At 63.7% G+C, this 19,561-nt stretch carries 16 protein-coding genes; 8 read left to right on the top strand and 8 right to left on the bottom strand.

Going from position 1 to position 19,561, the window contains the following annotated elements; genetic code table 11:
* Nucleotides 1–63: 63 nt before the first annotated feature.
* The 3 genes from DWB23_RS20700 to DWB23_RS20710 all read left to right on the top strand — a co-directional run bounded on the left by DWB23_RS20700 (nucleotide 64) and on the right by DWB23_RS20710 (nucleotide 4,506).
* On the top strand, nucleotides 64–888 hold the full coding sequence (locus tag DWB23_RS20700; protein ID WP_121744672.1) for a glycosyltransferase: 825 nt from the start codon (nucleotides 64–66) through the stop codon (nucleotides 886–888).
* Nucleotides 889–1,261: 373 nt separating this feature from the next.
* Nucleotides 1,262–2,110: a glycosyltransferase family 2 protein gene (locus DWB23_RS20705; RefSeq protein ID WP_162989895.1), complete on the top strand. Its 849-nt coding sequence runs from the start codon at nucleotides 1,262–1,264 to the stop codon at nucleotides 2,108–2,110.
* A gap of 191 nt (nucleotides 2,111–2,301) precedes the next feature.
* Nucleotides 2,302–4,506 (top strand): DUF2206 domain-containing protein, encoded by a 2,205-nt coding sequence (locus tag DWB23_RS20710; protein ID WP_121744674.1) that lies wholly within the window; start codon nucleotides 2,302–2,304, stop codon nucleotides 4,504–4,506.
* Between the two features lie 90 nt (nucleotides 4,507–4,596).
* Here the strand turns inward: DWB23_RS20710 and DWB23_RS20715 are convergent, their stop codons facing one another.
* Nucleotides 4,597–6,027 carry a lipopolysaccharide biosynthesis protein gene (locus DWB23_RS20715; RefSeq protein WP_121744675.1) on the bottom strand — a complete coding sequence of 477 codons (1,431 nt, stop codon included), beginning with the start codon at nucleotides 6,025–6,027 and terminating at the stop codon, nucleotides 4,597–4,599.
* A gap of 468 nt (nucleotides 6,028–6,495) precedes the next feature.
* On the opposite strand from DWB23_RS20715, the gene DWB23_RS20725 reads away from it, so the two are divergent.
* On the top strand, nucleotides 6,496–7,881 hold the full coding sequence (locus DWB23_RS20725) for a glycosyl hydrolase family 28-related protein (protein ID WP_121744677.1): 1,386 nt from the start codon (nucleotides 6,496–6,498) through the stop codon (nucleotides 7,879–7,881).
* 107 nt (nucleotides 7,882–7,988) lie between these two features.
* On the opposite strand, the gene DWB23_RS20730 is transcribed toward DWB23_RS20725, so the two are convergent.
* Nucleotides 7,989–8,963 carry a DUF1616 domain-containing protein gene (locus DWB23_RS20730; protein WP_121744678.1) on the bottom strand — a complete coding sequence of 325 codons (975 nt, stop codon included), beginning with the start codon at nucleotides 8,961–8,963 and terminating at the stop codon, nucleotides 7,989–7,991.
* A 259-nt stretch (nucleotides 8,964–9,222) separates the two neighbouring features.
* Here DWB23_RS20730 and DWB23_RS20735 point away from each other — a divergent pair, with 259 nt between their 5' ends.
* Nucleotides 9,223–10,176 (top strand): NAD-dependent epimerase/dehydratase family protein, encoded by a 954-nt coding sequence (locus DWB23_RS20735; protein ID WP_121744679.1) that lies wholly within the window; start codon nucleotides 9,223–9,225, stop codon nucleotides 10,174–10,176.
* A 166-nt stretch (nucleotides 10,177–10,342) separates the two neighbouring features.
* On the opposite strand, the gene DWB23_RS20740 is transcribed toward DWB23_RS20735, so the two are convergent.
* On the bottom strand, nucleotides 10,343–12,568 hold the full coding sequence (locus tag DWB23_RS20740; protein WP_238717522.1) for a PQQ-dependent sugar dehydrogenase: 2,226 nt from the start codon (nucleotides 12,566–12,568) through the stop codon (nucleotides 10,343–10,345).
* A gap of 165 nt (nucleotides 12,569–12,733) precedes the next feature.
* On the bottom strand, nucleotides 12,734–14,416 hold the full coding sequence (locus tag DWB23_RS20745; protein ID WP_121744681.1) for an acyl-CoA mutase large subunit family protein: 1,683 nt from the start codon (nucleotides 14,414–14,416) through the stop codon (nucleotides 12,734–12,736).
* 210 nt (nucleotides 14,417–14,626) lie between these two features.
* On the opposite strand from DWB23_RS20745, the gene DWB23_RS20755 reads away from it, so the two are divergent.
* The gene (locus DWB23_RS20755; RefSeq protein ID WP_121744683.1) at nucleotides 14,627–14,866 is read left to right on the top strand and encodes a hypothetical protein; all 240 of its coding nucleotides are present in this window, start codon (nucleotides 14,627–14,629) and stop codon (nucleotides 14,864–14,866) included.
* 117 nt (nucleotides 14,867–14,983) lie between these two features.
* Here the strand turns inward: DWB23_RS20755 and DWB23_RS20760 are convergent, their stop codons facing one another.
* Nucleotides 14,984–15,973 (bottom strand): alpha/beta hydrolase, encoded by a 990-nt coding sequence (locus DWB23_RS20760; RefSeq protein WP_121744684.1) that lies wholly within the window; start codon nucleotides 15,971–15,973, stop codon nucleotides 14,984–14,986.
* A 265-nt stretch (nucleotides 15,974–16,238) separates the two neighbouring features.
* On the opposite strand from DWB23_RS20760, the gene DWB23_RS20765 reads away from it, so the two are divergent.
* Nucleotides 16,239–16,694 carry a hypothetical protein gene (locus DWB23_RS20765; protein WP_121744784.1) on the top strand — a complete coding sequence of 152 codons (456 nt, stop codon included), beginning with the start codon at nucleotides 16,239–16,241 and terminating at the stop codon, nucleotides 16,692–16,694.
* 29 nt (nucleotides 16,695–16,723) lie between these two features.
* On the opposite strand, the gene DWB23_RS20770 is transcribed toward DWB23_RS20765, so the two are convergent.
* Nucleotides 16,724–16,972 (bottom strand): hypothetical protein, encoded by a 249-nt coding sequence (locus DWB23_RS20770; RefSeq protein WP_121744685.1) that lies wholly within the window; start codon nucleotides 16,970–16,972, stop codon nucleotides 16,724–16,726.
* Nucleotides 16,973–17,102: 130 nt separating this feature from the next.
* Here DWB23_RS20770 and DWB23_RS20775 point away from each other — a divergent pair, with 130 nt between their 5' ends.
* Nucleotides 17,103–17,705: a sulfite oxidase-like oxidoreductase gene (locus tag DWB23_RS20775; RefSeq protein WP_121744686.1), complete on the top strand. Its 603-nt coding sequence runs from the start codon at nucleotides 17,103–17,105 to the stop codon at nucleotides 17,703–17,705.
* 97 nt (nucleotides 17,706–17,802) lie between these two features.
* On the opposite strand, the gene DWB23_RS20780 is transcribed toward DWB23_RS20775, so the two are convergent.
* Complete coding sequence (locus DWB23_RS20780; RefSeq protein ID WP_121744687.1) at nucleotides 17,803–18,387, bottom strand: GNAT family N-acetyltransferase; 585 nt, start codon at nucleotides 18,385–18,387, stop codon at nucleotides 17,803–17,805.
* 199 nt (nucleotides 18,388–18,586) lie between these two features.
* Nucleotides 18,587–19,522, bottom strand: coding sequence for a hypothetical protein (locus DWB23_RS20785; RefSeq protein WP_121744688.1), 936 nt, complete (start codon nucleotides 19,520–19,522; stop codon nucleotides 18,587–18,589).
* Nucleotides 19,523–19,561: the final 39 nt, after the last annotated feature.

Consider the following 19,561-nt stretch of genomic DNA (forward strand, 5'->3'; position numbering starts at 1 on the left):
AGCGGAGGCGTACTCGTCCCGTCGAGGTCGGTTCGTCGATCACCGGCCGCCACCAGCTACAACATGAAACCCGCGTTTTCGGTACTGATGCCGGTGTACCACGGCGACGATCCGTCGCAACTAGACGTTGCCGTTCGAAGCGTCATCGACCAGTCGGTCCGCCCGGACGAGATCGTGATCGTCGAGGACGGGCCGCTCACTCGAGAGTTGAGCGCGGTTCTCGATTCGTACGAGCGGGAGTGCGAGGGCCGTCTCTCGCGGTATCGGTTGCGCGAGAACGTCGGCATCGGGAACGCGCTCCGGGCCGGCGTGACGCGGTGTGAACACGAACTCGTCGCCAGAATGGACGCCGACGATATCAGCGTCCCCGATCGGTTCGAACGCCAACTGGCCGTCTTCGAACGACGTCCGGACGTGGACGTCGTCGGCGGATACATCGCCGAGTTCGACGACGATCCGAACGACCGCTACGCGCGTCGAATCGTCCCCACGAATCACGCATCGATCGCCGCTCGAGCCCGGTTTCGGAACCCGATGAATCACATCACCGTGATGGCCCGCCGCCGGGCGATCCTCGACGCCGGCAACTATCGGGATTTCCTCGGCATGGAGGATTACGACCTGTGGGTTCGGATGCTGTCGAACGGCTCGACGTTCGCCAACGTGCCGTCCGTGCTCGCGGCGGCGCGGATCGATCGACGCTACAGTCAACGCGGCGGGATCGACGTCGCGAGGGCGGAAGCCCGACTCCAGCGCAGTTTCTACCGATCCGGATTCATCGACGCGCCGATCTTTCTGTACAACCTGCTCACGCGAGTCACCCTTCGACTGCTTCCCGGACGAATCCGCGGCCGACTGATCGCGCGCTACACGAGGACGCCTCCGTAACGCGTCGGTCGGCCGCTCGATGGAGCGAGTTCGGTGTTCCTCGGCGGTCACCCCGAAGCGACCGGGAACATCACGCTCCCGTCGATGATACCGCGTATCGATCTTCGGCGTCGAGAGCGTCGTCCGGGACTCGGTACCGTATTCGCTGTAACTCCGTGCTACAGGTGGGAACCGTTCGATAATCGTCTCTTACCGAATCACTTCCTCCCATACGTTTTTGTGTCGAACGATGGTAACTGCGTTAGCGGGTGAAGATGACAATTAAATTATACTCGTCCCGTTCCGAGCGTCACGAGTCGGCTTCGAACGCACCTCGACGCGACGTGTGGTCCGCACGAACGCCGATCCGCGTCCACCGACGTCGGACGCTGCTATGAGAGCCGTGACGACCGACGAACGAACGGACCAGCGGGAACCCCTGCCGATCTCCGTCTGTGTTACGACGAAGAATAACGCCGATATCATCAGACGATGTCTCGAGAGCGTCCACGACTGGACGGACGAGATCGTCGTCGTGGACACCGACAGTCAGGACGGGACGATCGAAATCTGCGAGGAGTACGGTGCGAACGTCTACCAGCACGAGTTCAAGGGGTTCGGGGACATCAAAACGAAGTCGATAGAACACGCGACGAACGACTGGGTGCTCATCTTGGACTCGGACGAGGAGGTGCCCCCGTCCCTCCGGAGGGAGATCTTCAACGTGTTCGGATCGCCCGGGATCGTCGGCTTCTACATCCGTAAGCGCGAGCACATTCTGGGCGCGTGGTCCCATCAGTATCACGTCAAACAGCCGGTGTTGGCGCGAAAGGAGGTGCTGTACTACCAGCAGGAACACCTGTGGGAACGGCCGGCGATCAGGGACGAGTACGCCGGGCGGACCAGGGATCTCAAACACGCGCTCAACAACTACGCGGTCAGGCGAGTCTCCGAACGGGAGGCCAAGATGATGCAGTACAGCGCCTTGGAGGCCTTCCAGGTCGTCGAACTGAACAAACGCGACAGCGCCACCGTTCTTCTGGCGAAAGGAATCGCCGCGGCGCTCTATCGACTCGTCGTCGGTCGGGCCGCACTGGACGGCTACCGCGGGTTCTACATGGCGTTCACGGATGTCTACCACTACGTGTCGACGTACGCGAAAATTCAGGACATCGAGCGACTCCGGAACCGCCGACCGGAAGACTGGACGGAGATCTGGCTCGAGGAAGAGTGTGGACGATGACCTGCGAGGTCGAATCGGCCGATTCGACGCCGTCGCGTGTGCGGCTACATTCGCGGAGCGGAACGCACCGATCGGTCGATAGGGGGCACCGGTTCGTCGGAAGAAGTGGACCGGTATCGCGCGGCAGCCTGATCGCGGCCGGGCCGGGGTTCGACCGCGAGAGGCGACCGCTCTCGTAACGACGCATACGAATGTACGAGACTCACTCCGATCACCGCGGGAGACCCCGCGAGTACGTCGGCGCGCTCCTCTTTGGCTGCCTCCAACTCGCGTTTCTCGGCTGGGTCGGGATGGCCGCGCTCGGCTTCGACCTCCCGATCGTTCGCGCGGTATTCGTCTCCCTCTATCTCACGTTCGTTCCCGGTTTCGTCCTCGTTCGGCTGCTGAACGTCGACGTCCGGTCGATCTCGCACCTGCTCGTGCTCGTAATCGGCTCGAGTCTCGTCTCGTTGATGGCTCTCGGTGCGATCATCAACGTCGCGTATCCGCTGGTCGGGATCGCTCGACCGATGGCACCGCTCTCACTCGCCGGGACGATCGTCGTCTCGGTCAGCGTCCTCTACCTGATCGCCGTACGGCGTCGCGACGCAGTCCGATCCGTTCCGCGGGTAGACGCCGTCGTCAGCTGGCGAGCGATCCGGTACGCGGTCCCGCTGTTGACGCTGCCGATACTGAGCGCGGTCGCTTCGTATTACGGGTCCGCGGCCGGGGAATATCGGATCAATCTCCTCGTCCTGGTGGTGCTCTGTCTCGTTCCGCTGGCGGTGTACGTCAGCGATCTCCCCGGACCGGCGTATCCGCTCGCGATCTGGACGGTATCGCTCGCGATCCTGTTTCAGTTCACGATGGTCTCGGCGCACGTCGTCGGGTTCGACATCCACTACGAGTTCTACACCGCGAACGCCGTTCGGGAGCAACTCCGCTGGTACCCGCAGGTGACCTCGGTCGGAAACTCCCTGCTGTCGATCGCGGTGCTCCCCGCGATGTACTCGATCCTGACGAACGTCGACGTCGCGCTGATTTTCAAAGTGGTCGTGCCGTTTTTCTTCTCGCTGGCCCCGCTCTGCGTGTATCACGTGACGGTTCACGTGTTCGATCGGCGCGACACCGGCTTCCTGGCCGCGTTCGTGTTCGTCGCCTACTACAGTTTCTTCAAGGACATGCCGGACAAACAGCACATGGCCATCCTGTTTCTCGGCCTGTTCCTCCTGGTGACGACCGATCCGCGTCTCGCGCGGCGCGTGAAACTCGTCCTCTCCGTCGCGTTTCTCGGCGGCATCGTCACGTCGCACTACGCGACGAGTTTCCTCCTGATCGGGCTCTTCGCGCCGGTGGCGTTCGTCGACGTCGTCTCCCGGTTTCGATTGGGATCAGTGCGCGTCGATAGGACCGCTATCCCCATCAGCGCCGGACTGTGGGCGTATTTCGTCCTCTTCAACGTGCTCTGGTACGGCACCGTCAGCCAGGGAACGAACCTCGAGCTGATCGTCGCCGTCTCGTCCGAGACGCTCACGAACGTCGAGGCGTTCATGGCGACGCCCGAAAGTCGAAGCGGCGTGGACTACGCGACCCGAGACCTCCCGGGCGGCCTGCTCTGGGAGGGGTACAGACTGCTGAACGTCGTCCTCCTCGGACTCGTCTTCGTCGGCCTCGTCGAGACGGCGCGGCGGATTCTCGTCGATTGGGAGATCCACCCGTACCACGTCCTCGCGGCGGGGTGTTACGCGCTGATCGTCGTCACCATCGTGCTCCCGTTCGACATCGGATTCGACCGCATCCTACAACTGGCGCTGTTCGTCCTCGCCCCGTACCTGATCGTCGGCGGCGTCGCCCTGGCCAACGCGACCGCTCGCGCGTTCGACTCCGTCCGCGCCGTCCGTGCCCTGGCGACAGCGAGCAACGCCCGCAAGCTGGTGTGTGCGTTTCTCGTGATCTACCTGCTGTTCAGTACGGGGGCGGGGTTCGCGATAGCCGGCGACGAAACCCCGCCGTACGCGATCTACCTGGACGACGATAACTGGGAGGAGTGGAACGTCGCCTACCCGTCCGAACTGGCCGCCGCGGAGTGGGTGAGCGCACACTCCTCGTCGGACGAGATCGCGACGCTCCCCGGCCCGCCGAACCACTGGTGGCACAACAAGGACTTCATGATACTGTCCGGTTACTACGACCAATCGGCGTTCGTGTGGTTCGAACGGGAGACGGAGTCCGTCCCGCAGGGAACGTGCATCTATCTCGGCAACGAGATGAACGACGACGGGCGGATGCCGTACTTCGACGTCGAAACGGAGACGCTCGAGCACACCGAGTTCGAGGAGACGGCGTTCTACGAGTCGGTCGTGGTCGACTCGAATCGGGTGTACGATAGCGGGTCAGCAACGATCTACGGGTGCTGAGAGGGGAGTCGCGAACCGGGATACGCCGTCCGAACGGATGTGCACCGGCTCGGTGGGCGTATCGTCGCGCCCTCCGATCGAAATGGCGGCTCAATCGGACGGCGAGAGGACGCCGACGACGTCCCGGCGGATCCGTTTCGTCAGCGCGAGCAGCGAGACGAGGTAGACGACGATCCCGAGGGCGATCACCAGCACGAGGCCGACGAGCGTGTCGACGGCGAACGGTGAGAACAGCATTGCGATCCCCATGAGGCCCGCGGATACCACTTGCATGGCGATCTCGCGTATCGGGACGGTGATCTCGAGCAGTCGCGACGAGTAGACGTACACGAGGACGGCCTTCGTCAGCATCGCCAGCGAGGTCGCGACGGCGGCACCGCGCCACCCGATCGAGACGATCAGCACCACGTTGAGCACGACTGCCAGCACGATGAATACGACGTTGGCCTTGAACATGAGCACCGGCCGGTCGAGCGCGTGGACGAGTTTCTCGAGGATGATCTCGTAGCTGTGGATCACGCGCGCGAAGATCAGAACGAGCAACACGGTGTAGCCGGCGGTGAACTCCGCTCCGAAGTACGAGAGCAGTTCCTCGCCGACGAAAATCGCGCCGACGAAGCCGGGGATCGCGATGATTCCCGCGTAGACCAGCGAGGACTCGACGAGCCGTTCGACTCGCTCTCGCTCCCCGCTGATCCACAGTTCGCTCACGTTGGGGAGCAGCGCCGAACTCACCGCCGAACCGACGAAGAAGAAGACGCCGGAGATCTGCCAGCTCACCTCGTAGATGCCGATCAGCGCGGACGCGACGAACAGCCCGAGTATCAGCGTGTCCGTCCACACCCAGGAGGTCTCCTTGATCGACGCGAGCCAGCTGTACCGCGCGAATCGATAGAGGCTCGAGTAGTGCGTGCTCGCGGGAGCGCCGGGCGCGACGGGGAGCAGGTACAGCGCCAGGGCGATCGCGAGCAGCTGTCCGACGATGAACCCGACGAGGATCCCGATCAGCCCGTACCCGAGGTAGATCAAGAAAAACCACAGGAGGACCCGTCCGAGCGTCTCCGTGAACAACAGCAGCACCGACCGTCCGACGAGTTTCTTTCCGGCCAGTACCGACGAGAAGGTGTCGACGGCGACGTTCAGAAAGATCCCCGCCACCAGGAAAGGGAACACGATATCGCTGCCGATGTACGCCGTGATCGGGCCGCGTAACGCGAGCAGCGCGACCAGGACGCCGACGAAGAGCGCGAGTCGGATCAGTAGCGAGGCCGCGAAGTATCGATCGCGGGCGTCGCCGCTCGCCGTCCGCTCGCTGATCCGCTTTCGCGTCGCCTCGGAGAACCCCATATCGGTCAGCAAGGCGGCGAAAAACACCGTCGCGGCGAACAGCGCGTAGGTCCCGAACGTCGCGGCGTCGGTCGCTCGAGCGACGTACAGGACGCCGACGAACTCGAGCCCCGCGACCCCGACCTGCAGGGAGAACACGCCGAGGGACGATTTGACGAACGCGAGCTCTTTCATCGGTCCAGAACGGTGGTGATCGGCGACGGTGTGTCTCGGCGACGACTCGTCACGGGTAGCGGATACGTATCGGACACTCGATAACGTCTCACCATACTCAACGACTTAATACCACTATCTAACCGTTCGGCGTTCCAGTACGAATCTCCGCGATCGGAACCCGTCGAATCGGCGTCGCAATCGCCGATCTCACCGGGCAGGTGTAGTGAACCACTTAACCCCGTCGGACGCCTCACTCTCTACGATGACCGAGGACGATCGAACGATTCACCGCAGAGCGGTTCTCGCCGCGATAACCGCGACGTCGCTCGCCGCTGCCACCGGTTCCGCGGCCGCTCACCACCGACTCGGTCACCGTCGAGGGGGACCGCCTTCCCGAGATGCGGGCACGGACGGTTCCTCGAGCGAGAGCGGCGGATACGGTTCCGAATACGGTCGTCGATACCGATCATAACACAGGAGTAACCCATGCCAACGCCATCCGACAACCACGAATTCGACCTCGACTACCAGCGCGATGAGGAGTGGGACTACAACGACGAGTTCGAGGCGCTCGAGGAGCGGGTGCCGATCGTCGACGACGAGACCGACCGCGACGAGTACACCCCGCACGAAGATTCGGTGTTCCTCGCTCGAGATACGGGTGATGTGTCCGTCGGTACCGGCGCGGAGTGGACTCACCTCGGAAACGTCGCCGAGACGATGATCCCCGTGACCGCGTACGGTGCCGTCGGGGACGGCGTCACCGACGACACGCGAGCGATCCAGGACGCGATCGACGACACGCCCTCCGGCGTCTTCTTTCCCGACCCGGCGGACGCGTATCTCGTCTCCGAACCGATCGACTTCGGCCACGGCGGCCGCTCCCGGCACCTCCGCGGAAGCGGCGCAGTCACCATCCGGGCGGATCCGGACGGAACGTGGCCGGCCGGATCCGGCGTCCTGAACAGGCCGGAGCGAACCGAGTGGACCGACGGGCACGACCTGGTCGTCCGCGACCTCACCCTCGATGCCAACGACGCCGCCGCTCACGCGCTGGGCATCAGCGACGCGGGTGCCGACGTGAACGTCGTGCTCGACGTGGCGAACGTCCACGGCGTCCGCGCGAGGAGTCACGGCTTCGCGATCCACCGACCGATCGTCTCGCGGATCGCTTCCTGTCGCGCCCAGTACAACGGTGGTAGCGGCTTCCTCGTCACCGGTCACGGGACGTCGACGCAGTTTCACACCTGCTATTCGCTGGACAACGACGGCCACGGCTACGAGATATCCGCGATGGACTACACCGGCCTCGTCAACTGCGCGGCCGACAGGACCCGACGCGGCTACTCCCTCCGCGGGGCCGACGGCCGACGAAGCATGGCGCTCGAGATCCACCACTGCGGCGTCGAGTGGCCGGAGGAAGAGGCCTACTACCTCGAGGGCGTCGACAACGCCCACATCGTCGCGCCGTACGTTCACGACCCCGACGACGACCACCCGATGCTCTCGTTCAACGCGTTCGCGCGGATCACGGTGTCGAACTTCGTCTCGTTCGTCGAACCCGAGAACGCATCCGTCGTCTCCGTCAACGCGACCGGCGAAACGCTCACCCGATATCCGGATCAGATTCACTTCGAGAACTCCCGGTTCGCCTCGATCGACGGCGGCGACCTCGACCTCCGGTGGGTGTTGAGCTACTACGGACTCGAACTCGAGGACGACTCGCAGCTCGCGACGTACCGCGTCAACGGCGACTTCTACTGCGGCGGTGCCGACGGAAACGGCGTGATCGTCCGCGACCGTTCGACCGGCGAACCCTACCGAATCACCGTCGACGACGGGGCGGTCGTCGCCGACCCGGTGGACGAGTAACCGCGCTGCGTTCGCCCTCGAAACCGAACTGGACGCCTCGCTCGAGCGAGAATCCCGCGACTCGCTCCCGAACCGACGAACGTCCTCGAGTACTGCCGGCGACGGCGTCAGTCCCCGTCGGTCAGATCCACCCAGAGCGAGACGTAGTAGTCCGCGGTTTGGACGGACGGATCGTCCGGAACGTCCCCGTCGAGGTACAGCAACCAGACGACCCGGACGTCCGACCCCGTCATCGTCGGCTCGAGTTCGACCGACCGATTCCGCGTCTCGTCGTGCTCGAGGCGCGCGTCGAACCTGCCGAGTTCTCGTTGCTCGTCGACGACCGTCTCGCCGTCGCTCACGGCGACGTCCTGTTCGGCGACGACGACGGTGTAGTTCGTCGTCCGGTGCTCGTGGTTGTCGATGCCGACGATCACCTCTCGCTCTTCGCCACGCTCGAACTCGGTCGGGTAGTCGTCGGCGACCTGCTCGCCGTCCCCGTCCGCAGTCAGGAGATAGATCGCCGAGTACGATTCGTCCTGTGGCGGCGCTACGGCGACGTAACCGACGCTACCGACGACGAGCAGTACCGACACCACGAGGAGTACGGTCAACGCCGTCTCTCCTCGCGTACTGGGTCGAAGCCCGCCGGTTCGCTCGGATCCGAACCACTCGCGGTACGGGACGCGAAACCGCTCGTCCTCGGCGAGGGACCACCGTCTGAGGGCCGCGACCGCCGCTGCGAGGAGCGTGACGGCGGTCGCGACGAGGATAATCGGAACGAGGTGGATACCCCACGGCGTCGCGGAGAGTCCGAGGCCGAACAGCGGAACGATCGCCAGACTCACTCCGACCGAGAGCGCGACGCGCTCGATCCCGCCGATTTCGCCGCGTTCGGGGAAGAGTCCCGCGACGACGACGTATCCCGGAGCGACGAGGAGCATCGGGACCGCGAGCGGGAGAGGAACCGTCGCGTCGTAGTAACGCAACACGAGTCCGACGACGGCGACGAAAACCGTTACCGCAGCTACCGCGACGAGGTCGGCCGGAAGGGGCGACCCGTCGCGCACACGAGGCGGTTCCCGCGACTCGTCGTCGGCCATCGGCCGTAGCCACCACCGTCGGCGATAAAAAGTTGAAGTACGGTCGAGATGACTCTCTCGATACCGAAAATATCGTAACAGCTGAACTGTCCCTCGCCAGTTCGCTCCGGGGCGGTTCGAAATTGGAACCGGAAGCCGGTCCGTCACGAGAGTATCGTACAGAAGAGCCGGATACGAGCACGATACCGAACGGCTTTCGCGAGTAATCGGTGCCCCTCGAGGGGCAAAGGAACATACGTTTCTTCGCCGTCCGTTCAATATGCGGACACACGAACTCGAGGATCGAACGGTCCTCGTCACGGGCGGCGCCGGATTCATCGGAAGCCACCTCGCGACCGCGCTCGCCGACGATACCGACCTCAGGGTTCTCGACTCGTTCGCCACGGGACGGCGGGAACGGGTCCCGGACGATGCGACGGTCATCGACGGCGACATGCGAGACGAAACCGCGCTCGCTCGAGCGACCGAGGGCGTCGATCTGATCTTCCACGAGGCCGCCCTCGTCAGCGTCGAGCGCTCCGTCGAGGACCCCGTGGCGAGCCACTCGATAAACGTCGACGCGACCCTCACGCTGCTAGAGCGCGCTCGAGAACTCGACGCGCGGTTCGTCCTCGCCTCCAGCGCGGCGATCTACGGGCAACCGGAGCGGACGGTCGTCTCGGAATCCGACCGAGCGGTCCCGACGTCGCCTTACGGGCTCGAAAAGCTCGCGGTCGACCACTACGCGAGCCAGTACCACGACCTCTACGGACTCGAGACGGTGGCGCTTCGCTACTTCAACGTCTACGGACCGGGGCAGTTCGACAGCGACTACAGCGGCGTCGTCACCGCCTTCATCGACCGGGCGCTGGCCGGAGATCCGCTTCCGATCCACGGCGACGGCGGTCAGACGCGGGACTTCGTCTTCGTCGAGGACGTCGTTCGGGCGAATCTCCTGGCCGCCACGACGGATCACGTCGGCCGCGCGTACAACGTCGGAACGGGACGGTCCGTTACGGTTCGCGAACTCGCGGAACTGATCGTCGACGTGACCGACTCCGAGTCCGAGATCGTTCACACGGACGAGCGAGTCGGCGACATCCGACACAGCAGAGCCGATATCGACGCGGCGCGAGCCGATATCGACTACGCGCCCGCCGTCTCGCTCCGCGAGGGGCTCGAGCGAACCGTCGAGTGGGTGGCAGCATCGAACAGGCGAGGCGAGTTTCGGTAACCGCCACCGAGCCGTCACTTCCGAGAGCTACACACTGATTTCGATCACCTGTTGTGCGTTCTCGGGACGCAATCGTCTTCGACGAGTACCGTGGGGGAGCCGCGACCGTCCACCGAGGGGCCGGACGAATCTGTCAAACGAACCGAGATCGGTCCGTCGTCCCTCGTTAGGCGTCGTCGACGGTCGCGTTCCCGTCGGCAGTCGCGTTCTCGCCGGTCACGTTCTCGTCGGCGGTCACGTTCTCGTCATCGGCCATTCCGTCCGTTGCGGTGTCGTTATCGGTGGCGTTTTCGTCGTCGGTCGGTTCGTCCTGCGTGTCTTCGGTTGCTTGCTCTTCGGGCGGCTCTATGTCCTCACCCTCGTCGGGCGGGACGATCTCCATCACGACACCCGTATCGCCCTCGGGAATGCCCATCCTGTTGGCGAGCACGTAGACGTTGCCCTCGAAACCCTGACCGAACTGCCGAACGAAGTAGGGGAACGAGCCGTCCTCGCTGCCCGAGACCTGTAGCTCTTCCATGTTCCAGAGCTCGTCTCGAGGAACGATCTCCGCCTCGTCACCGCTGTCGGCTTCGTTACCGGTGCTCTCGTTGTCGATGCTCTCGTTGTCGATGCTCTCGTTGCCGATACTCTCGTTGCCGATACTTTCGTTGCCGATACTCTCGTTACTGATATTCTCGTTTTCGATACTTTCGTTACTGGCGCTCTCGTTGTCGATGCTCTCGTTGCCGTCGTCCGCTTCGGTATCGACGCCTTCGTCGGGTTCCGACGCGGCGAGGAGCCGTCCGGCGGGTTCCGCTCGAGAGGGATCGGATGTCCAGTCGCCGAAAACGTACTTGCCCTCCAAATCTGGGATTTGGCCGGCTTCGTAGACGTGGCCGCCGATGATCGTGATGCCGACCATCTCCTCCCCGTAGACGTGGGGGTACTCGACGATCGGGTCCTGAAGTTCCTGGCCGTTGTACGGCGGTTCGTCCGGGGTAGAGTCCGGACACTCCGTCGGCGGATCGCTCGGGCTCTCCGTGCTGAAGCAGTGGGTTCCTTCCTTGACGTTCCAGCCGTAGTTGCCGCCGGCCTCGACGATGTTCGCCTCCTCGAAGAGGTCCTGTCCCGCGTCGGATGCGAACAGCCGTCCCTCGCTGTCGAACGAGATGCCGAAGGGATTGCGCATCCCCCACGCGTAGTACTCGGGGAGGGCGTCTTCTTCGTCCACCAGCGGATTGTCGTCCGGAACGGCGTACGGCTGGTCCGTTCCCTCCTGGTCGACATCGATCCGGTGAATCCCGCCGAGTAGGTTCTCGCTGACATCCTGACCGTTCCCGCCAGCGTTATCGTCGTACCAGTCTTCGACGTGGCCCTCCATGTCGTCGTTCGCACCCCCACCGTCGCCCATCGGGACGTAGAGGTAGCCGTCGGGACCGAACGCCATCGGTCCGGCGTCGTGATTGTACTGCGGCTTCTGGAACTCCATTAGAACGCGCTCGGAGTCCGGGTCGCCCTGCGTCAGATCCTCGTCGGCCCGGAACTCCGAGACGACCTCGACGTGGCTCCAGCCCTCGGGCGTCTCGTCGTTCGGCGGCGCGCTGTAGTGAAGGAAAAAGCGCCCGTTCTCCGAGAACTCGGGGTGGAGCTCGACGCCGAGCAGTCCCCGCTCGTCATAACCCTGTTCCGGATCCGCGTAGTCGCCCTCGAACGTGCCGAGTTCGACGAGCCGATCGCTGACGTCGAGGAACGGCTCGCTGTGCAGGCCGTCGTCGGTGACGACCCAGAGTTCGCCGATCTGGTCGGCGACGAAGTATCGCTCTCCGTCCGGATCGGCGGCGAAGTCCGTCGGCGCCGTCATGCCTTCCGCGACCGTCCGGAGACCGATCTCTGCGCCCGGCTCGAAGAAGCTCTCGCTCTCCGCATCCGATTCGTCGTCGGCTGGCGCTTCCTGTCCGTCGACGGAAATCTCGCCGCGCATCGTCCCCGCGTGTGGCTCGCAGTAGTACTCCGCCATCTCGCTCGTCGCCTCGAACTCGAGCGTCTGGGTCTCGCCCTGTTCCGTCATGAGCTCGGTTCGCTCGAGTTCCTCGCCGTCGGAGCCTTCGATGACGAAGTTGTGCGCTTGCCCGTCGAGGTTCTCCCACGTGAGTTCGTACGCGGTTCCCTCCTCGAACTCGAGCGTCGGATTCTCCTCGTCCGCGATGTCGTCTGGCGCGACTCCCACCCAGCCGCTGGTCTCGCCGCCGAGTTCGATCGTCTCGGTTTCCTGAGCGATGCCGAGGTCACTCAGTGCGACGACGCCGCCCGCTGCCGCGGTAGCCTGCATCACGCGGCGGCGGGATATCGTCGGGTGATCGTCATCCGATTCCGGTGCGGAAACTGATCGCTCGTCTGGTTGTTCTCTCACGCCAGTGCTGGCGGCCGATGTTTAAATAAATCGACCCGGCCGTTCCTCCGAGTTCCTCGCTCAACAGCCTCTTGTCTTCGAACCGCCCGACGGAGGCGACTGTAAACGAATATTACTCGAATACCATCGGCGATATTATTCCGCTCTAATCAGTCGTTCAACCGATCAGACCGCGCCGCCGGGCTGGTACTCGCCGAACTCGTCGCGCATGACGTTACAGATCTCGCCGACCGTCGCGTACACCTTCACCGCCTCGATGATGTACGGCATCAGGTTCTCGTCGCCCCGGGCGGCCTCGCGCAGCGCCTCGAGTTTCGCCTCGACGGCCTCGCCATCGCGTTGCTGGCGGGTGGACTCGAGGCTGTCGATCTGGCGCTGCTGGTCCTCCGGGGTGACTTCTTCGACGTCCATCTGCGGGTCCTCGTCGACTTCGAACTCGTTGACGCCGACGATGATGCGCTCTTTCGATTCGATTTCAGTCTGGCGGTCGAAGGCGGTGTCCTGGATCTGGCGCTGGACCCACTGCTGTTCGATCGCCTCGCGCATGCCGCCGCGTTCGTCGACCTCCTCGAGGATTTCGTAGGCGTCCGCCTCGACCTCGTCGGTCAGCGATTCGACGTAGTAACTCCCCGCGAGCGGGTCGACGGTGTCGGCCGCACCGGACTCGTGGGCGAGGATCTGCTGGGTTCGGAGGGCGGTTCGGACGGACTCCTCGGTCGGCAGCGCGAGCGCCTCGTCCTTGCCGTTCGTGTGGAGGCTCTGGGTACCGCCGAGGACGGCGGCGAGCGCCTGATAGGCGACGCGGACGACGTTGTTCTCGATCTGCTGGGCGGTGAGCATCGAGCCCGCGGTCTGGGTGTGGAACTTAAGCTGTTTGGATTTGGGATCGTCCGCGTCGAAGCGCTCGTCGATGATGTCGTGCCACATTCGACGGGCGGCGCGGAACTTGGCGACCTCCTCGAAGATGTTGTTGTGGCCGTTGAAGAAGAAGGACAGCTGCGGCGCGAACTCGTCGACGTCGAGGCCGGCCTCGATCGCCGTTTCGACGTATTCGATGCCGTCACCGAGCGTGAAGGCGAGTTCCTGGGCCGCTGTCGACCCCGCTTCGCGGATGTGATAGCCCGAGATCGAGATCGTGTTGAACTTCGGCGTTTCGGCGGCGCAAAAGTCGAAGATGTCCGTAATGATCCGCATCGACTGCTCCGGGGGATAGATGTAGGTGTTGCGCGCGATGTACTCTTTCAAGATGTCGTTCTGGATCGTTCCGCGGAGTTCCTCGCGATCGACGCCCTGCTGGTCGCCAACGGCGATGTACATCGCGAGCAGGACCGACGCCGGGGCGTTGATCGTCATCGAAGTCGAGACCTCGTCGAGAGGAATGCCGTCGAAGACGGTCTCCATGTCGTCGAGGGAGTCGATCGCGACGCCGGCCTTCCCGATCTCGCCGGCGGCCATGCCGGCGTCGGAGTCGTACCCCATCTGGGTCGGCAGATCGAACGCCATCGAGAGTCCCGTCTGGCCCTGATCGAGCAGGTAGTGGTAGCGCTCGTTGGTATCCGCCGGCGTCGAAAAGCCGGCGTACTGGCGCATCGTCCAGAGCCGACCGCGGTACCCCGTCGAGTAGACCCCGCGCGTGTAGGGCGGGTCACCCGGATAGCCCAGATCCTGCGTGTAGTCGTGGTCTGCGATGTCTGCGGGCGTATAGAGTCGATCGACCTCCTGACCCCCCGTATCCGTCGTAAACGTCTCCTTTCGCTCCCCGAACCGTTCGATCACCGGTTCGACGTCTTCCTCGTGCCACTCCTCCCGATCGGCACGGATCTCCTCGAGATCGTCGGAATCAAACATTATCTTTTACTGTAGATGGGGTGGGGCTTGAAGGTTGATGAACGCGGCCAAAATCGTCTCGAGCGGGGATTCGTCGATATCGGGTCCGGTAGGTTCGCCGACTTGAGTCGACCGGATGGCGGTTCCCGACGGTATCCGAAACCGGTCCGTTCCCGTGGCCGTCGCGGCGATCGGGACGACCTTTTTCACTCGAGCCGTAGTGGGGCCGGTATGGAGCCGCCGTTGCCGAGCGGTGACGAGACGCGCGACCGTCGTCGAGCGACGCTGTACGTTGCCCCGTTTCTCGCGATCGGGCTGTTGAACCTCGTCGTGTTGCTCCGGTGGGGGCTGGATCCGCTGTGGGCCTTCGCGATCTTGCCGCCGATCCTGGCCATCACTGCGATCGGGTGGATCGCGTTTCGTCACGGGGTCGGCGAGCGTCCACAGCGAACGGGGAATCGAGGCGAGTAGTGGCCCCGCCCATCGATAACGACCTGGGACGGCAGTCGGCCGTCTGCTATTGATACGCACGCTTCGTGCCGGTTCGGATCATCGAAGCGGTATCGGTGGAGGTGTCGTGGAAGACGCCTACTCGAACGCCCCCCGAAGCGCCTCGCCGGCGCGCCTGCGTACATCGTCGGCCGCCTCGACGCCCGGGAACGGTCCCGCGAGACGACGCATATTGGCGAAATCGTGGATCATATCGTCGTAGTGCGTGTGCTCGACCGGGACGCCCGCGTCCTCGAGCGCCTCGCCGTAGGCGAACTGCTCGTCGCGAAGCGGGTCGTAGCCGCAGGTGTACAGGGCCGCGGGTGGGAGTTCGGCGAGTATTCGCTCGCGAGCCCGAAGCGGTGACGCTCGAGGGTTCGCGCCGTCGATGTCGTCTCGAAGGTAGTGGTTCCAGAACCACACCATTGCGCGGGTCGTCAGGAAGTAGCCGTCCGCGTTTTCCTCGTAGGAGCGGGTGGCGTACGAGTGGTCGGTCACCGGATAGAACAGCACCTGATGATCGATGTCTGGGGCACCGACGTCCTTCTCGACGGCCATCTGTGCGACGACGGTCGCGAGATTGCCACCCGCGCTCTCGCCGGCGACGGCTAGCCCTTCGGTCGCGCCGAGTTCGGCGGCGTTATCAGCCGTCCACTTCGTGGCGAGGTACGCGTCCTCGACGGCAGCGGGAAACGGGTGTTCCGGCCCCTTTCGGTAGTCGACGGAGACGACGACGCAGTCGCCCTCGTTCGCCAGCGATCGCGCGACGCCGTCGTGCGTATCCAGATTGCCGGCGACCCAGCCGCCGCCGTGGAAGTAGACGACCGCGGGGAGGTCTCGGCTCGGATCCGGATCGTACGTCCGTACCCGGATATCCCGGGCGTACGCTCGGATCTTTCGCTCGTTCACCGCGGCGACCGATTCTGGCTCGACGTCCGGCGTGAACAGATCGCCGAGCAGCGCCCGGGCCTGCTCGGGGGATAAGTGGGTGAGGTCGGGCGCACCTACTTCGACTAGCTCGTCCAGGAGCGCTTGAGCGTCCGAATCTACGTCTTCGGCGCGTCGCTCGTCGATCGGTGTAGTAGACATTCAATAACTCCACACGCCGTTGTAGGTCATAAAGGCACCACGATAGTCGAAATAATTCAACGTTCTAGATGGAATTTCGCTCATACGATACCATCCCGACTCTATTTCAGTAACTGCAGATGATTCCCGAAAGCGACGCGCGTCTCGAGAAGGCGTACGTCGGTGCCGCCGAACGAACGGCGGCGAGACGGGCACGCATCTGCGATTCGGAGAGAACGGTGCGATGACAGAAACTGTCAAATCGATGTCGGCCGAACCGTACTGTATGACACTCGATGTCGACATCCCCGACCCGCCGGCGCTCGACGGACCGCAGAATCCCGGCGCGTACGACGCCGTCGACGAACCGGAGGAATGGTCGGGCGATACCGTTCCCCACGAAGCGTTAGCGACGTTTTTACAGGAGGGCGCGTGGGAAGACGGGTTCGATGAATGGCGTGATTACACGTACATGACCGCAGACGAGTTCCGGCTCGTGCGTGAACTGGGATTGATCCGTGGATTCGATTTTTACTGGAACGTGTCTTCAGCGGACGTCGGCTACCAGGCGCCGACCGTCCCCGAAGACCTACCACCGCCGTACGATGAAACGCTTGAGCGGGGCGATATCCAGGGTATCGAAGAAGAACTAGACGAACTCGGACGGACCGTCAGCGAAGTACTGGAGACCGATTATATCCACCGTAGCGGAGAGGAGTTCGGGTTCTTTAGCGATTATTGACGCTGACGCGTACGAAATCGAACGATCCGTCACTCGTCGCGCCGCTCTTTGCCGTGGTCCTCACAGAGAATATCGCCCGTATCCGTGTCGAAACAGAATCCGTCTCCCGGTTTGATCCGTTTTCCGGTGGCGCCACAACCATCGGCGTGGTCCAAGAAGTACTTTCCGTCGGCCTGTCCCGTTTCTAACCGTCCGGCCTGGGCTGCGAACCGAACGAGCCCTTCGCCGATCTGCGTTCGCTCGGTCGAGTCCGCCATCTCGAAGTGGATCAGTGGCATAGCTGCGTGCCAACGACGGGAGCAAGCGGAAAAAGACCGTCCCCTGCGATCGCTTCGCATCGCGGACGCGTATGAGAAGCCGACGCTCGTCGGGTCCGGATTCTTGTAGCTCCTCGTACTGACACCGGGTATGGTGGACAGAGACGCCACTTCGATCTACGAGGAGTTCGGCGACGAGAGACTACCACCGGGACAGCGCCACACTGAACGCTTCCCGGTGCTCTCGAAGAGCGGAACGCCCTCGTGGGACATGGAAACGTGGGAGTTCACCGTTACAGGTGCCGTCGAAAACGAGTTGGCGTATTCCTGGGCCGAGTTCAACGACCTTCCCCGAGAAACGCAACTCCAGGATTTCCACTGCGTGACCGGCTGGAGCCGGTTCGATACCGAGTTTACCGGCGTGACGTTCCCGACGATCGCCGAGCGAGCCGCCGTCTCGGACGACGCCGAGCACGTCCTGTTCCACGCGCTGGACGGCTACACGACGAACCTTTCGCTAGAGGAATGTCTGCGCGAAGAGGTGCTGTTCGCGCTCGAACTCGAGGGACAGCCGCTCCCGTCGGAACACGGCGGACCGCTCCGCGTTGTGGCGCCGCAGCGATACGCGTACAAGGGGGCCAAGTGGGTCACAGGCGTCGAGTTTCTTTCCGAACCGAAGCGAGGCTACTGGGAGAAACGGGGCTACTCGAACACCGCAAACCCGTGGGACGAAGAACGGTACAGTACGTTCTGAACGGAGAATCGTGCGGAGTGCGGACGTTTTCGGAATCCGGACGTGAAACCAGAATCGATTCGATACCCGTCGGAGGCGGTCGTCTCAACGTCCGGCGCTATCTGCCCGTCTCGTACTTGTAGGTCGCCGACTCGGGATCGATCCCGAAGTCCTCGGCGGACTCGCTGTTCGACGGCTCGTCTCGATCATCGGGCGCGCGTTTGAACGCCTCTCGAAGCCGATCTGGCACCCGGAACCGATCGATATCGATCTCGAGGGGGACGGCGTCCGGATCGACTCCGTCCCGTTTGTCCGCGAGACGTTGCTGGAGCGGCTCCGGAAGCTGTGACTCCTCGATCCGGCGGAAGCCGAACTGGGAGAGATAGCCACCCTCGCCCGTGAGCGCGTAGACGGTATCGAACCCCTCGTCGCTGGCGTACTCGACGAGTCGTTCGACGACGTGCGCGCCGACGCCCTGGTCGCGCCAGCCCTCGAGGACGCCGATACTGGTCAACTCGCAGACGTCGGTATCGCCGTCCACCTTGTGAATCCGGATCCGTCCGAAGCCGGCCTTTTCGCCCGAGTGTTCGTCCATCGCGACGACGTAATCGCGCGAACGGAACGCCGTCTCGTCGAGCCCCATCTCCTCAATGTGGTCGAGCAGCCAGACCTCCTCTCTGTTTTTCGCGTCCCGTACGTACATAATCCGAAATAGGGGCCGTGCGGCCAAAAGTATTTGCGGGTGATCTCCGCTCTCGGTAGCCCGAACCGATTGTCGGCCGTGACAGAAGAGAGTCGAGAACGGGGGGTGAGCGAGCGTACTGGTCCCGCCAAATCGTCTCGTTCGACCGTAGACCGGACGGGTCACCGCTCGAGCCTCGTGCAGGCGGAGAACCGCGTCGCTAACCGGCGGTTAGCGCCTTCTCGAGTCGGTCCTCGATCTCGTCGAGTTCGTCGCGAAGCGCCTCTCCCTCGGCGTCCTCGAGATCCTCGATTCGATCGGCGATCCCCTGTAACCGCGAGTACTTCTCGTCCTCGTCGACGCCGGTTTTCTGGACGTAGACGTCCTCCGAACTGTCGTAGACCTCGTCTTCGGAGAGATCGGTCACGGAGAGAACGACGTCCAGTTTGTCCGGATCGACACCCAGCACCCACTCGCGGGGAATGCCGCGCTCGTCGAGCGCGGCGAGGACGGTTTCGTCGTCCTTCGGCCGGCGGCGTTCGCGGGTCGTCCGCCGAACCGTGCCAAACTGACCGTGGAGTTCCTGGTCCGGGCCCAGTCGCTCGAGTAGTTCGTCTCGAGCCGTCGACCGAACCCCGTTCGCACCGCGCTGGACGTCGGATGCGAGGACGTAGTAGTCGGTCAGCGAGTCCGTGTCCAGCGACTCGAGGTCGGACCGATCGTCCACCGCGAGGCGTTCGATGACGTGTGCCAGCAACAGCGCGTCGTCGTGGACGCGCTCCGGTGGCGTCCGCGCGTCGGCCGCCGAGACGAGAAACGGGCTTTCGCCGCCGGTGGCCTCTTCGGGAGCCCTGCCGATCGCGTCGTCCTCGACGACGTAGGCGTCCGAGAGCGTGATCACCGCGGCGTAGGGTTCGACACCGGGCTGGAGGTCGTCGATCGCCGTCGCCTGACCCTCGAGTTGGTCGTCGAAGATGCCGAACTGCTCGCGCCAGAGGGGGCGTTCCTCGCCGCTATCCGCGAAGCGAACGACGATTCGGTCGTCGTCGGTCGCGTCGATCCTGAACGGGCGATCCGAGAGCGGCGTCACCAGTTCGGATCCGGGGTCGAGACGCTCACACCGAGACCGCAGGTCCTCCCAGTCGTCATCGTTCATACCGTGACCTCCGACGGTCGCGGGCAAAAAGCAGTGCCC

Origin of the sequence: Natronorubrum halophilum (assembly GCF_003670115.1) — an archaeon.
GTDB classification, from domain to species: domain Archaea; phylum Halobacteriota; class Halobacteria; order Halobacteriales; family Natrialbaceae; genus Natronorubrum; species Natronorubrum halophilum.

Bases quoted from the DNA above. Each gene is read 5' to 3' on its own strand.
- DWB23_RS20700 (WP_121744672.1), top strand. From the start codon at position 64: ATGAAACCCGCGTTTTCGGTACTGATGCCGGTGTACCACGGCGACGAT.
- DWB23_RS20705 (WP_162989895.1), top strand. From the start codon at position 1,262: ATGAGAGCCGTGACGACCGACGAACGAACGGACCAGCGGGAACCCCTG.
- DWB23_RS20710 (WP_121744674.1), top strand. From the start codon at position 2,302: ATGTACGAGACTCACTCCGATCACCGCGGGAGACCCCGCGAGTACGTC.
- DWB23_RS20715 (WP_121744675.1), bottom strand. From the start codon at position 6,027: ATGAAAGAGCTCGCGTTCGTCAAATCGTCCCTCGGCGTGTTCTCCCTG.
- DWB23_RS20725 (WP_121744677.1), top strand. From the start codon at position 6,496: ATGCCAACGCCATCCGACAACCACGAATTCGACCTCGACTACCAGCGC.
- DWB23_RS20730 (WP_121744678.1), bottom strand. From the start codon at position 8,963: ATGGCCGACGACGAGTCGCGGGAACCGCCTCGTGTGCGCGACGGGTCG.
- DWB23_RS20735 (WP_121744679.1), top strand. From the start codon at position 9,223: ATGCGGACACACGAACTCGAGGATCGAACGGTCCTCGTCACGGGCGGC.
- DWB23_RS20745 (WP_121744681.1), bottom strand. From the start codon at position 14,416: ATGTTTGATTCCGACGATCTCGAGGAGATCCGTGCCGATCGGGAGGAG.
- DWB23_RS20755 (WP_121744683.1), top strand. From the start codon at position 14,627: ATGGAGCCGCCGTTGCCGAGCGGTGACGAGACGCGCGACCGTCGTCGA.
- DWB23_RS20760 (WP_121744684.1), bottom strand. From the start codon at position 15,973: ATGTCTACTACACCGATCGACGAGCGACGCGCCGAAGACGTAGATTCG.
- DWB23_RS20765 (WP_121744784.1), top strand. From the start codon at position 16,239: ATGACACTCGATGTCGACATCCCCGACCCGCCGGCGCTCGACGGACCG.
- DWB23_RS20770 (WP_121744685.1), bottom strand. From the start codon at position 16,972: ATGCCACTGATCCACTTCGAGATGGCGGACTCGACCGAGCGAACGCAG.
- DWB23_RS20775 (WP_121744686.1), top strand. From the start codon at position 17,103: ATGGTGGACAGAGACGCCACTTCGATCTACGAGGAGTTCGGCGACGAG.
- DWB23_RS20780 (WP_121744687.1), bottom strand. From the start codon at position 18,387: ATGTACGTACGGGACGCGAAAAACAGAGAGGAGGTCTGGCTGCTCGAC.
- DWB23_RS20785 (WP_121744688.1), bottom strand. From the start codon at position 19,522: ATGAACGATGACGACTGGGAGGACCTGCGGTCTCGGTGTGAGCGTCTC.